The organism is Naumannella halotolerans (assembly GCF_004364645.1).
Taxonomy (GTDB): domain Bacteria; phylum Actinomycetota; class Actinomycetes; order Propionibacteriales; family Propionibacteriaceae; genus Naumannella; species Naumannella halotolerans.
Genome location: NZ_SOAW01000001.1, coordinates 1,118,261 through 1,130,754, shown reverse-complemented (window position 1 = coordinate 1,130,754; position 12,494 = coordinate 1,118,261). Strand labels below are relative to the sequence as shown.

11 protein-coding genes and 1 pseudogene are annotated in these 12,494 nt (G+C 68.5%); 11 read left to right on the top strand and 1 reads right to left on the bottom strand.

All coding sequences use genetic code 11. From position 1 onward, the window contains the following. Positions 1 to 48: 48 nt before the first annotated feature. From CLV29_RS05295 to CLV29_RS16695, 7 genes and pseudogenes are all read left to right on the top strand, one after another. Entirely contained in the window at positions 49 to 753 is a 705-nt protein-coding gene (locus CLV29_RS05295) for an HAD family hydrolase (protein WP_133753957.1), read from the top strand. Between the two features lie 20 nt (positions 754 to 773). Next, complete coding sequence (locus CLV29_RS05290) at positions 774 to 2,213, top strand: ABC transporter substrate-binding protein (protein WP_166649135.1); 1,440 nt, start codon at positions 774 to 776, stop codon at positions 2,211 to 2,213. A gap of 123 nt (positions 2,214 to 2,336) precedes the next feature. Beyond that, a pseudogene (locus CLV29_RS05285) lies at positions 2,337 to 3,227 on the top strand (tRNA (adenine-N1)-methyltransferase); the annotation flags it as partial. Between the two features lie 143 nt (positions 3,228 to 3,370). After that, complete coding sequence (gene arc, locus CLV29_RS05280; protein WP_133753954.1) at positions 3,371 to 5,155, top strand: proteasome ATPase; 1,785 nt, start codon at positions 3,371 to 3,373, stop codon at positions 5,153 to 5,155. A gap of 61 nt (positions 5,156 to 5,216) precedes the next feature. Further along, positions 5,217 to 5,588 (top strand): DUF3054 domain-containing protein, encoded by a 372-nt coding sequence (locus CLV29_RS05275; protein ID WP_208292759.1) that lies wholly within the window; start codon positions 5,217 to 5,219, stop codon positions 5,586 to 5,588. Between the two features lie 2 nt (positions 5,589 to 5,590). Then, the gene (dop, locus tag CLV29_RS05270) at positions 5,591 to 7,105 is read left to right on the top strand and encodes a depupylase/deamidase Dop (protein ID WP_133755048.1); all 1,515 of its coding nucleotides are present in this window, start codon (positions 5,591 to 5,593) and stop codon (positions 7,103 to 7,105) included. A 28-nt stretch (positions 7,106 to 7,133) separates the two neighbouring features. Next, complete coding sequence (locus CLV29_RS16695) at positions 7,134 to 7,484, top strand: cupin domain-containing protein (RefSeq protein ID WP_133753953.1); 351 nt, start codon at positions 7,134 to 7,136, stop codon at positions 7,482 to 7,484. A gap of 183 nt (positions 7,485 to 7,667) precedes the next feature. Here CLV29_RS16695 and CLV29_RS05260 read toward each other — a convergent pair whose 3' ends face one another. Further along, positions 7,668 to 9,152 (bottom strand): DEAD/DEAH box helicase, encoded by a 1,485-nt coding sequence (locus CLV29_RS05260; protein WP_243831738.1) that lies wholly within the window; start codon positions 9,150 to 9,152, stop codon positions 7,668 to 7,670. A 319-nt stretch (positions 9,153 to 9,471) separates the two neighbouring features. Between CLV29_RS05260 and CLV29_RS05255 the strand changes: the two genes are divergently transcribed. The 4 genes from CLV29_RS05255 to CLV29_RS05240 all read left to right on the top strand — a co-directional run bounded on the left by CLV29_RS05255 (position 9,472) and on the right by CLV29_RS05240 (position 12,412). After that, a complete protein-coding gene (locus CLV29_RS05255) occupies positions 9,472 to 9,666 on the top strand; it encodes a ubiquitin-like protein Pup (protein ID WP_133753952.1) in 195 nt (64 codons plus the stop codon). Positions 9,667 to 9,788: 122 nt separating this feature from the next. Further along, the gene (gene prcB / locus CLV29_RS05250; RefSeq protein WP_243831869.1) at positions 9,789 to 10,535 is read left to right on the top strand and encodes a proteasome subunit beta; all 747 of its coding nucleotides are present in this window, start codon (positions 9,789 to 9,791) and stop codon (positions 10,533 to 10,535) included. 72 nt (positions 10,536 to 10,607) lie between these two features. Next, a complete protein-coding gene (prcA, locus tag CLV29_RS05245; protein ID WP_133753951.1) occupies positions 10,608 to 11,321 on the top strand; it encodes a proteasome subunit alpha in 714 nt (237 codons plus the stop codon). Continuing rightward, positions 11,318 to 12,412 (top strand): prephenate dehydrogenase, encoded by a 1,095-nt coding sequence (locus CLV29_RS05240; RefSeq protein WP_208292758.1) that lies wholly within the window; start codon positions 11,318 to 11,320, stop codon positions 12,410 to 12,412. Before prcA ends, CLV29_RS05240 begins: the two co-directional genes overlap by 4 nt. The last annotated feature ends 82 nt before the right edge of the window (positions 12,413 to 12,494 follow it).

Below are 12,494 nucleotides of genomic sequence, written 5' to 3'. Positions count from 1 at the left end.
CGTGCCGACTTTGTCCATCGCTCGCGGGGTTTGGAATGATGGTGGGCGATGAACACTTTCGCCCCGACGGCCCCGATCGCGGCCGCGCTGTGGGACTTCGACGGGACCCTGGTCGACTCCGAGCCGGTCTGGGTACGGGCGCAGTACGCACTCACCGGGCGGATCGGCGTGCAGTGGACCGCCACCGACGCCGAGCGTCTGGTCGGCAATGCCCTGATCGACTCCGGGCGCTACATGGTGCAGGTCTTCGACAGCCAGCTCGGCCCGGACCACGGCTGGACCCCCGAGGCGGTGCTGGAGGCGCTGGTGGAGCAGGTGAGCACCGAACTCGCCGCCGGTGAGATCCCGTGGCGACCGGGTGCGCGGGAACTGCTCGAGGAGTTCCGTGCTGCGGGGATCCCGACCGCCCTGGTCTCGGCGTCGTACCGGCAGGTGTTGGACTGTGTGCTGACCCGCCTGCCGGAGGGGACCTTCACCACCGTGGTCGCCGGTGAGGACACCGAGAAGGGCAAACCGGATCCGGCACCGTACCTGCTGGCCGCGCAGCGACTGGGGGTCGACATCACCGACTGCGTGGTCTTCGAGGACTCCCTCCCGGGTACCGCTTCGGGCAATGCCGCCGGTGCCACGGTGATCGGCATCCAGCATCTGGTCGTCCTGCCCGAGCACCCGAACCGGGTCGTCATCCCCACCCTGTCGGGTGTCGACATCGCCCGGGTGGCTGCACTGGTGGCCGGGGCCGAGGTCGGATGAGACCGCTCCGGCGTGGGCTGGTGGCAGCCTGTGCCGCGTTGCTGCTGGTCCTGGCGAGCTCCTGCACCTGGGCGCAGAACCAGCCCGACCATCCCGAACGCAAGGCATTCACCGTCGGCGTGACGGAGAAGTTCAACCGGCTCGACCCGGCCGCCGACGGCAGCGGCCTGTCCGATGCGATGGTGCTGGCCAGTTTCCAGCGGTTGCTGGCCCTGGACCCCGTCGACGGTCTGCTCAAACCCGACGCCGGCAGTTGCATGTTCCTCGACGAGCTCACCTATCAGTGCGAGGTCAGCGACGAGTTGTACTTCACCGACGGCGCAGCGGTCACCGCACCCTCGGTGAAGTTCAGCATCGATCGTGCGATCGCACTCGATCGCAGCGGGGAGGCGGCTGTCCTGTTCGGCGCCCTGGACGAGATCGAGGTGCTCGACGACTCGATGCTGCTGTTCCACCTGGATCGGGTGGACAACCAGTTCGGCTACGCCCTGGCCGCGCCGCTGGCCTCGATCGTCAGCCCCAACGCCTACTCGCCGGACCGGATCCGGCCGGCCAGCCAGTTGGCGGTGGGCAGCGGTCCGTACGAGATGCAGATCATCACCGAGACCCGGGTCGGCTTCACCGCCTACTCCGAGTACGACGGTTTCGCCGATCCCGGGCAGCAACGACTCAACATCCAGCGCTACGACAGCCCGGAGATCGTGCGTACCGCCATGTCGAACCGGGAGGTCGACATCGCCTGGGGCGGATTGGACAGCCAACAGGTGGCGGCCCTGGACGTGCAGGTCGAGGCCAGTGCCCTGGGCACCACCCGGGACGGATTCCGGCGGTTGACCGATCCCGGCGGCCGGGCCTGGCAGCTGAACTGGTCGGCCGAATCGCGCTGGTTCACCGATGACGGGGTACGCGAGCGGGTGGCCGCCGCGATCGCCCGCGTCCGTACTGACCGCTCACTGATCCCACCGGGCGAACCTGGGTGGGTGCCGGCCTTCGCCGACACGGCCCAGGTCGAGACCGGGGAACCGCTGCGGTTGAGCATCGGCTTCGACGCCAGCGTCGCCGACGAACCGATCCGGGCCGAGCGCCTGCGCGCGGCCCTGGGCGGTGCCGGGATCGAGGTCGAACTGGTGCCCGACGGCATCAGCACCGATCTCTGGCTGGGAGAGAACCGACCGCCCACCGACAGTGCCACGGGATGGCTGATGAACTGGCTGGAGAACCCGCTGCCGGGCACCGAGGAGCGCAACGCCGAGGCACTGGCCGCCTATGAGTCGGCCGACGAACAGGCCGAGAAGGACGAGACCCTGGGCACCTTGCAGGAACTGGCGGCCGTGGACCTGACCGTGCTGCCGCTGTGGCGGGAGGACCGGGTGACCTGGATGGGCCCGGGTATCAGCACCTCCGACCGTGAGTACCTGGGACCGGGCGGGCAGCTCGCGGTCTGGGGATTCCACTGGTGAGCGACGCCGGACCGGACCACCAAGGGCCTGCGGGCCGAACTCGACCACCGGCGCCAAGGCCGGAAGACGACAGGAGACGATGTGCACGGTGATGGCGACCCCGAACTGCTGGCCGCCCGTCGGGGCCCGCTGCGGCCCGGCGAACGGGTGACCCTGCACGATCCCAAGGGGCGTCGCCATTCGGTCCTGCTGGAGCAGGGCAAGGCCTTCCACAGCGCGAAGGGCTACATCGCCCACGACGACCTGATCGGCGGACCCGAGGGGGTGGTCGCCGAGACCACCATGGGCGTGTCCTTCCTGGTCCTGCGCCCGCAGCTGGCCGAGTTCAGCGTCACCATGAAACGCGGTGCTGCGGTGATCTACCCGAAGGATGCCGCGCAGATCGTGCAGTTCGCCGATGTCTTCCCCGGAGCCCGGGTGGCCGAGGCCGGGGTCGGCTCCGGTGCGCTCACCCTGAGCCTGCTGCGCGCATTGGGCCACACCGGCCGGCTCTACTCCTACGAGCGGCGCGAGGACTTCGCCGAGATCGCCCGCAAGAACGTGGTGGCCTTCTACGGGGCCGCGCCGGCGAACTGGCAATTGCGGGTGGGCTCGCTGCCCGAGGATCTCGGTCCCGAACCGTTGGATGCCGCGATCCTCGACATGTTGGCCCCGTGGGAGTGTGTGGACGCTCTCGCCGAGACCCTGCAGCCCGGTGGTGTGCTGCTGGCCTATGTGGCCACCACCACCCAGCTCGGACGGTTCGTGGAGACCCTGCGTACCCACACCGGATTCACCGAGCCGGAGGCCAATGAGATCACCATCCGTCCCTGGCATGCCCAGGGACTGGCGATCCGTCCCGGGCACACCGCCACCGGGCACACCGGATTCCTGGTCCATGCGCGACGGCTCGCGCCGGGGGTACGGGCCCCGCGGCGCAAGCGCCGCCCGGCACCGGGTGCCTACGGACCGGACTACGTCGGACCCCGGCCCCCCGGTGTGGAGGAGGCGCCGCCCGACGAGTCGCCGGAGTGAGGTCGCCGGAGTGAGGTCGCCGGAGTGAGGTCGCCGGACTGAGCCTGTGTTACCGAGTGATGTCGACGCCGGTGAAACACTCCGGTTTTGTCCGCGGTGGTGGGTAACCTCAAGAAAAGCCCGATCCTCACCCAGGAGGGATCATGAGCCACAACATCACCGGCGGACCGGCTGATCGCGACGATTTCGGCCCCCGCCCCGATGATCTCGGTACCGTTCCGGGCCCGCAGGGGTCCGGACCCGGAGCCGAGGCCGACCCCCAACGCGAGCGGCAGAATCTCGAACTTGTCCGGCTGCGGCAGCGGCTCGACGACTACCGCACCGAGGTCAGCGACCTGCTGGCACAGAACGAGCGGTTGTCGGCGACCCTCGGCCAGGCCCGCGAACGGTTGTCCCAGGTACGCGCCGAGGTGGAGCAGATGGCCCAGCCGCCGGTCAGCTTCGGGGTCCTCGACCAGGTCGTCGACGCCGGCACCGAGACCGAGCCGCTGCACCATGCCGATGTCTGGCTGGGCAATCGGAAGCTGCGGGTGAGTGTCGCCCCGGAGGTGGACACGAGCAAGCTCCTGCCCGGTGGCGAGGTCGTGCTGAACGAGGCCCATGTGGTGGTCGATGCCTTCGCCCCGACCAATGTCGGTGACGTGGTGGTGCTGAAGGATGTCTTGGAGGACGGCATCCGGGCAGTGGTCGTCGCCCAGGCCGATGAGGAACATGTCGTGCGCCTCTCGGAGTCGTTGCGGGGCAAGACCCTGCGTCCTGGTGACTCGATGTTGGTCGACCGTCGGGTGCTGTACGCCTTCGACGTGGTGCCGAAGGTCGACGTCGAGGATCTGGTGCTGGAGGAGGTGCCCGATGTCGACTACTCGGCGATCGGCGGCCTCGGACGGCAGATCGAGCAGATCCAGGACGCCGTCGAGCTGCCGTTCCTGCACCGCGACCTGTTCGCCGAGTTCGAGCTGGCGCCGCCGAAGGGCATCCTGCTCTACGGTCCGCCCGGTTGTGGCAAGACCATGATCGCCAAGGCCGTCGCCAACTCGCTGGCGAAGAAGGTCACCGAGGCGACCGGCCGGGAGGGACGCAGCTGGTTCCTCAACATCAAGGGCCCGGAACTGCTGAACAAGTACGTCGGGGAGACCGAACGGCACATCCGGTTGATCTTCACCCGGGCCCGGGACAAGGCCTCGGAGGGGATGCCGGTGATCGTCTTCTTCGACGAGATGGACTCGCTGTTCCGTACCCGCGGCAGCGGCGTCTCCTCCGATGTGGAGAACACGATCGTGCCGCAGTTGCTGGCCGAGATCGATGGTGTGGAGGGTCTGGACAATGTGATCATCGTCGGCGCCTCGAACCGGGAGGACATGATCGACCCGGCGATCCTTCGTCCGGGACGGCTCGACGTCAAGGTGAAGATCGAACGCCCGGATGCCGAGGCCGCCCGGGAGATCTTCAACAAGTATCTGGCCAACTCACTGCCGCTGAACCCCGAGGATCTGGCCGAGTTCGACGGTGACACCGAGACCTGCCGTCGGGCGATGATCGACCGGACCGTCGAGTTCATGTACGCCGAATCGGAGGAGAACAAGTTCCTCGAGGTCACCTACGCCGGTGGTGACACCGAGGTGCTTTACTTCAAGGACTTCAACTCCGGTGCGATGATCAACAACATCGTCGGCCGGGCGAAGAAGCACGCGATCAAGGAACGGCTGGCGACCGGGATCGGCGGCGTCCGGGTGCAGCACCTGTTGCAAGCCTGCACCGAGGAGTTCGCCGAGAACGAGGACCTGCCGAACACCACCAATCCCGACGACTGGGCGCGGATCTCGGGCAAGAAGGGGGAGCGGATCGTGCATGTGCGTACCCTCTTCACCTCCAAGCAGTCGACCGACCGGGTGGTGGAGAACGCCACCACCACCGGCCACTACCTGTGAGGCTGCCGCCACCCGGGGCACCGGTTGGCTTCGCTCGGGTGACGGTGGGGGATACTGACGTGTGAGCAGATTCCTCTCGGCCGTGCTGGACGTGGTGATGATCGTGGTCTTCGCCACCATCGGACGCAGCAGCCATGGCGGCGCCGAGGGCGCCGCCCAGGTGCTCGGTGTCGCCGCCCCCTTCCTGGTCGGTGCCGCCCTCGGCTGGCTGGCGCTGGGTTTCCGGGGCTGGCGGCGTACCGCATCGATCGGTGCCGGTGCGGTGGTCCTGGCCGGCACGGTGGTGATCGGCCTGGGGTACCGGATCGCGATCGGGGCCTGGGCGCCGTCGTTCCTGGTGGTCGCCACGCTCAGCCTGACCGTGCTGTTGCTCGGCTGGCGCGTGCTGGCCGCGGTGGTGGGCCGATTCGCACGCACGAGGACGGTGGGTTGATCATGGAACAGGTCTTCGGTCTGGAAACCGAGTACGGGATCACCGTGGAACCGGGCTCAGACCTGCGGTTGCACGAGATGTACCTGTCGAACCATGTGGTGCGCGCCTACTCCGACCAGGTGTCGGAGGCGAAGATGCGCTGGGACTACGAGACCGAGTCTCCGTTGCGGGACCTGCGTGGTTTCGACGTCGACCGCACCGGTGCCAGTCCGGACATGCTGACCGATGTGGAGGACGGGCTGGCCAATGTCGTGCTGTCCAACGGTGCGCGCTTCTACGTCGATCATGCCCACCCCGAGTACTCCGGTCCGGAGGTACGCAGCGCCCGGGATGCGGTGAAGTTCGACGCCGCCGGGGACGAGATCCTACTGCGGGCTGCGGCAGCGGCAGCCCGTCGGATCGGTACCGGTCTGCGGATCTGGAAGAACAACACCGACGGCAAGGGCGCCTCCTACGGCACCCACGAGAACTACCTGCTGTCCCGGCGGACCCCGTTCCACCGGGTGGTGGTGCAGTTCACCGGATTCCTGGCGTCCCGTTCGGTGATCACCGGCGCGGGCCGGATCGGGATCGGCCAGCACAGCGAGGTGCCGGGGTTCCAGCTGAGCCAGCGCGCCGACTTCTTCGAGGCCGAGGTGGGGTTGGAGACCACGATGAACCGGCCGATCATCAACACCCGTGACGAACCGCATGCCGACTCCACCAAGCACCGGCGGCTGCATGTGATCACCGGTGATGCGAACTGTTCGCAGACCTCCACCTGGTTGAAGGTCGGTACGGCAGCGCTGGTGCTGCGGGCCCTGGAGGCCGGTGACCTCGACCCGGGGCTGGTGCTGGCCGACCCGGTGCATGCCTTCCGGACGATCAGCCACGATGCCGATCTCGCCTCCGGCGCACTGCAGACCACCGTTGCCCTGACCGACGGTCGCCGGCTCAGTGGGCTGGACCTGCAGGAGGCCTATGCCGAAAGCTGTCGGCGGCATCTGAAGGAGGTGGGGGAGGATCCCGACTCCGAGGCCCACCAGGTGCTGGATGTCTGGCAGGCGACGATCGATCAGTTGCGGACCGACCCGCTGCAGTTGGCCGATCGGCTGGACTGGGTGGCCAAGTGGCGGCTGACCGAGTCCTATCGGCGGCGCGACGGGCTGGGCTGGGATGATCCGAAGCTGGCGCTGATCGATCTTCAGTACGCCGATCTGGACCCTCGTCGTTCGCTGTACCGCAAACTGCTGGACCGGGGACGGATCCAGCGGTTGGTCAGCCCCGAGGAGGTCGATCGGGCGATCACCGAGCCGCCGGAGGACACCCGTGCCTATTTCCGCGGCCGGTGTGTCGGCGACTTCGGGCGTTCGGTGGTCGCAGCCTCCTGGGATTCGTTGATCCTGGAGGTGCCGGGACGGGCAGCCTTGCTGCGACTGCCGACCCCCGACCCGCTACGAGGCACCAAGGCCCATGTCGGCGAGCTGATGGACGCCTCGAAATCCCTGGCCGACCTGGTCGACCGGATGAGCCTGTGACCCGCTGTGCAGGGCTAGGCTGACCGGGGTGAGCGAACTTGCAGCCGGACAGGGCGTCGATGCATCGGATGTCGCCCTGCAGCACACGGCGGTCGAGGATTGGCAGCGCGTCACGGGTGACCCGACCACGGCGAGTGCGCCATTGGGATCCCTCGGCGAGCTCGAGATCGGCCTGTGGGAGATGTCGGGCGGTACGATGCGCGACGTCGAGGCCGATGAGTTCTTCGTCGTCCTGACCGGTGCGGGCGTGATCGACTTCGACGATCCGGGGTTGCCGCCGCTGCAGATCGGGCCGGGTTCGGTGGTCCGGCTCGCCGACGGTATGCACACTACCTGGACGATCACCGACGGCCCGCTGCGCAAGCTGTACCTGACCTGAGCCGACCCGAGCTGATCAGGGTGGCCCGATCCCCGGCGATCCGGCCCGGGGGAGGACCCCCGGGGGACGACCCCACGGGAGCGCAGTCGGGCACCGCATGCGGCCAGATACTGGACGAGCCGAAGGACGAGAGCAACGCCCTCGTCCTTCGGCTCGGTTGATCAGCAGACGTTGATCAGGAACTCAACGGGACCGTGAGCTGCGGCTGAACGATGCCGCGCTGTGGCCGGAACCGGCACCGACCTTCGGCCGGTCGTTCCCGGAACGCCGACGGCCACGCTGGCCACCGGCCGACTGCCCGCCGCTCGAGCGCTGACCGGAGGAGGCGGCACCGGACTTCTGCGGGCCGCCGTTGCGGGATCCGCCCTGTCCGCCACGGCGACGACGGTTGCCGCCGCCGCTGCTGCGGCGAGCACCCTGACCGCCGGCCGAGGTCGCCTGACCGGACGGATTGCCCGGATGCTCCACGACCACCGGACGGTCGGCGACCACCCGGTCACCGGGGGCGATGTCGCGCAGGATCGGCGCGTCGGTGCCGTCGACCTTGGTGATGGTCGGCCGGATGCCTGCGGCCTTGGTCAGCGAACGGACGTCGGAGACCTGGTCGGGCAGCATCAGCGTGACCACGGTGCCGTGGCGCCCGGCGCGGGCGGTACGACCGGAGCGGTGCACATAGGCCTTGTGCTCCACCGGCGGATCGGCATGGATCACCAGCTCGACGTCGTCGACGTGGATCCCGCGGGCGGCGATGTCGGTGGCGACCAGGGTCTCCACCCGGCCGGAGTGGAAGGCATCCATACTGCGGGTACGGGCGTTCTGGCTGAGGTTGCCGTGCAACTCCACCGCCGCCACACCGCGGGCGTTCAACTGCCGGGTGAGGCTCTTGGCGCGGAACTTGGTCCGGGTGAAGATCACCCGGCGACCCGGTGCTGCGGCCAGGTCGACCAGCACATCCAGGCGGGCGTCGGGGCGCAGCTGCAGCACGTGGTGGTCGATGTCGGCCGCCGAGGCCTGCGGGGAGTCGGCATGGTGCACCGCCGGATCTCGCAGGAACTTCTTCACCAGCGAGTCGACACCGCGGTCGAGGGTGGCGGAGAAGAACATCCGCTGGCCATTGGCCGGCGTCTTCTGCAGCAACCGGGTGACACCGGGCAGGAAGCCGAGGTCGGCCATGTGGTCGGCCTCGTCGAGGACGGTGATCTCCACCCGGTCGAGCACGGCATGGCCCTGGTCGACCAGGTCCTCCAGCCGTCCGGGGCAGGCGATGATGATCTCCACACCGGCCTGCAGGGCCTTCACCTGCGGGCCCTGGCCGACGCCGCCGAAGATCGTCTGGGTACGCAGGCCGACCGCTTCGGCGAGCGGTTTCACCGTCTCGTCGATCTGGGTGGCCAGTTCCCGGGTCGGGGCCAGGATCATCGCCCGGGGGCGTTTCGGCTGCCGACCCCGCGAGGACTCGGCGAGCCGGGCGACCAGGGGAAGGGCGAAGCCGTAGGTCTTGCCCGAGCCGGTACGTCCCCGGCCGAGCACGTCGCGGCCTTGCACCGAGTCCGGCAGCGTCGCCGCCTGGATCGGGGTGGGCTCGGTGATCCGACGCTCGTCGAGGACGGTGATCAGTGCCTTGGGCAGGCCGAAGGCAGAAAAGTCATTGGTCAAAGTGGGTTTCACTCTTTCGTCGTCTCACCATGGCTGGACAACAGCGCGACCACATCAGGGTCGAACAATCGAGTGGGAGGGGAGGAGCAGGTCGCTCTACATCACCAACAGCCCGGGGTGAGACTCGGCGGGCTGCGGTGACCACTGTAGTGGCTGGGCGGCACGGGTGACGAATCTCCTCCCGCCGGGGTGTCGGAAGTGAGCCGGCTCACTGGCGCCGCGGACCCGCCGACGGTGAGCAATCCGTTACCTGAGCCGACTCCCATCGTCGGAGCCGCTGGGTAGGGTAGGAACCCCGGAACCCGACCGGGGCCGAGACGGAGGTGCAGACATGGCCGAGTCGCAACAGCACTCGAATCGCTCCAAGGGTGATCCCGGCGAGGATGCCGACAGCACGCCGGTGGCCCAGGACCAGCCGCAACCGCAGACCGACGATTTCGACGACCTGCTCGACGAGATCGACGGCGTGCTGGAGACCAATGCCGCCGAGTTCGTCCGTTCGTTCGTGCAGAAGGGTGGGCAGTGAGACACGGTCTGGGGGCAGGAACAGGTGGTTTCTCCCGGTCGGACTTCCCACGGTCTGAGCTTGGGGATCCCGGCCGCCGGGTGACGATCGCGGAGCTGGCCTCACAGGTGGTGCCGAATGCCCTGCCCCACTCGCCGGCGGTGGCCGATGCGGTACGGGTCTCCGAGCTGGCCCCGCACGGGACGACGATCGTCGCCGCCGGCTTCCCCGGCGGTGTCGCGATGGCCGGTGACCGCCGGGCCACGATGGGCAACATGATCGCCCAGCGCGACATCGAGAAGGTTTTCGCCACCGACGAGTACTCGATGATCGGGATCGCCGGCAGTGCCGGTATCGCGGTGGAGATGGTGCGCCTGTTCCGGGTGGAGCTGGAGCACTACGAGAAGATCGAGGGGGCGCCGCTGTCGCTGTCGGGCAAGGCGAACCACCTGGCGGCAATGGTCCGGGGCAACCTGGGCATGGCGCTGCAAGGGCTCACCGTCGTACCGCTGTTCGCCGGCTGGGACACCCAGCGCGAGCTCGGCCGGATCTTCTCCTACGACCCGACCGGTGGCCGGTACGAGGAGACGGCCTTCCACTCGGTCGGTTCCGGTTCGGTCTTCGCCCGGGGATCGTTGAAGAAGCTCTACCACGAGGATCTGGACGAGACCGGCTGTGTGACCGCGCTGGTGCAATCGCTCTACGACGCCGCCGATGACGACTCGGCCACCGGCGGGCCGGATCTCAGCCGGCGAATCTTCCCGGTGGTGATGGTGGCCACCGCCGACGGTGTGCGACGTCTCCCCGACTCCGAGGTCGCAGCGATCGTCGACCAGGTGGTGGCCGGCCGGATGGGACGTCCCGACGGCCCGGCGGCACCGCTGCTCTGAGCGGCGCCGACGCAGCAGCGTGCGATACGTTCAGTCGATCCGGGCATCCCGGAACAGAGCTAGGAGCAAGCCATGAGCATGCCGATGTATGTGGCACCCGAACAGTTGATGAAGGACCGGGCCGATTTCGCCCGGAAGGGGATCGCCCGCGGCCGTTCGGTCGCGGTCAGCCGCTATGCCGACGGCATCGTCTTCGTGGCCGAGAACCGTTCCACCCTGCACAAGATCTCCGAGGTCTATGACCGGATCGGGTTCGCCGCGGTCGGGCGCTACAACGAGTTCGAGCAGCTGCGGGTGCTCGGCATCCGGCAGGCCGATCTGCGCGGGTACTCCTACGACCGGGCCGATGTCACCGGGATCGGCCTGGCCAATATGTACGCCCAGTTGCTGGGGTCGATCTTCTCCAGCGGTGGGGACAAGCCCTACGAGGTCGAGCTCGCCGTCGCCGAGGTCGGGGACAGCCCGGGCGCCGATGTGATCTACCGGCTCAGCTACGACGGGTCGGTCACCGATGAGCCGACCTTCGCGATCATGGGCGGTTCGGCCGAATCGGTGTCGAAGGCGATCATCCCCGACTGGCGCCCGGACCTGCCCCTGGCCACGGCGGTGAAGCTGCTGGTGAAGGGGCTCACCCCGCCGGCCGACCCGGCCGCCGACACCCCGGCCCCGGTGTTGGCGCCGGAGGCGTTGGAGGCGGCGGTGCTGGACCGTACCCGTGCCAGCCACCGCAAGTTCCGCCGACTGACCGCACCGGTGTTGGCAGAGTTGCTCGGCAGTTCCAGTTGAGCCCCGAATTGCCGGCACCACCGTTGGGGCCGGTGGTGCTGATCGGTGCCGGGCTGATCGGCACCTCGATCGGCCAGGCCCTGACCGCGGCCGGGGTGCAGGTCGAGGTACGCGATGCCAATCCCTCCCATGCCCGGGTGGCGGTCGGTCGTGGTGCCGGGACGCAGACTCCGGTCGATCCCGCCGAGGTGGCACTGGTGGTCGTCGCCGTACCGCCGCGGGCGATCGCCGCGGTGGTGGACGAGGCGCTGGATGTGTACCGCAATGCCGTGGTCACCGATGTCGGGTCGGTGAAGGAACCGCAGTTGCGGGAGCTGATCGATCACCGCAGCCTGTCGCGTTATGTCGGTTCGCATCCGATGGCCGGTTCGCATCTGGCCGGGCCACTGGCCGCCAGCGCCGACCTGTTCAGCGAGCGGACCTGGGTGATCACCCCGCACGAGGACTCCGCACCGGAGGCGATTGCCACCGTGGAGGCGCTGGCCCGGTTGTGTGATGCGCGGTTGATCACGATGGCGCCGGCCGATCACGACCGAGCCGTCGGCCGGGTCTCCCATCTGCCGCATCTGGTCTCGGTGCTGATGGCCGGACAGTTGGCGCAGATGAGTCCGGACGATCTGGCCCTGGCCGGTCAGGGGGTACGCGATGTGACCCGGATCGCCGGCGGTGATCCGGGGTTGTGGGAGCAGATCGTCTCGGCCAATGCCCGGGTGCTGGTGCCGGAGCTGCAGGCGTTGGCCGACCGGCTGTCGGAGCTGACGCAGCGGCTGGAGCGGACCGAACCCGATGTCCGCCCGCTGTTGGCGCAGGCCAATGCCGGGGTCCGCAAACTGCCGGGCAAGCACGGTGCCTCGGCGGTGGACTATGCCTCGATCGTGATCGAGATCCCCGACGCCCCGGGTTCGCTGGCCCGGTTGTTCGGCGATGTGGATGCGGCCGGGGTGAACGTCGAGGATGTGGCGATCGAACACGACCCGATGCGGCTGGTCGGTCATCTGCGGATCTACGTCCATCCCGACCGGGAGCAGGCGCTGACCCGGGCGATGACCGACGCCGGGTGGCGGGTGAGCACCGCAGCACCGCCTCTGTGAGGGCCGCTTCCGGCGGCGTGGCAGGTCACGATCCGGTGTCGTCACTGCATCGGCGATCCCTCGCGAGATCCTCCTGATCCGC

Excerpts from the sequence above, each read along its gene's own strand:
- CLV29_RS05295 (WP_133753957.1), top strand. The coding sequence starts at position 49 with ATGAACACTTTCGCCCCGACGGCCCCGATCGCGGCCGCGCTGTGGGAC.
- arc (WP_133753954.1), top strand. The coding sequence starts at position 3,371 with ATGAGCCACAACATCACCGGCGGACCGGCTGATCGCGACGATTTCGGC.
- dop (WP_133755048.1), top strand. The coding sequence starts at position 5,591 with ATGGAACAGGTCTTCGGTCTGGAAACCGAGTACGGGATCACCGTGGAA.
- CLV29_RS05255 (WP_133753952.1), top strand. The coding sequence starts at position 9,472 with ATGGCCGAGTCGCAACAGCACTCGAATCGCTCCAAGGGTGATCCCGGC.
- prcA (WP_133753951.1), top strand. The coding sequence starts at position 10,608 with ATGAGCATGCCGATGTATGTGGCACCCGAACAGTTGATGAAGGACCGG.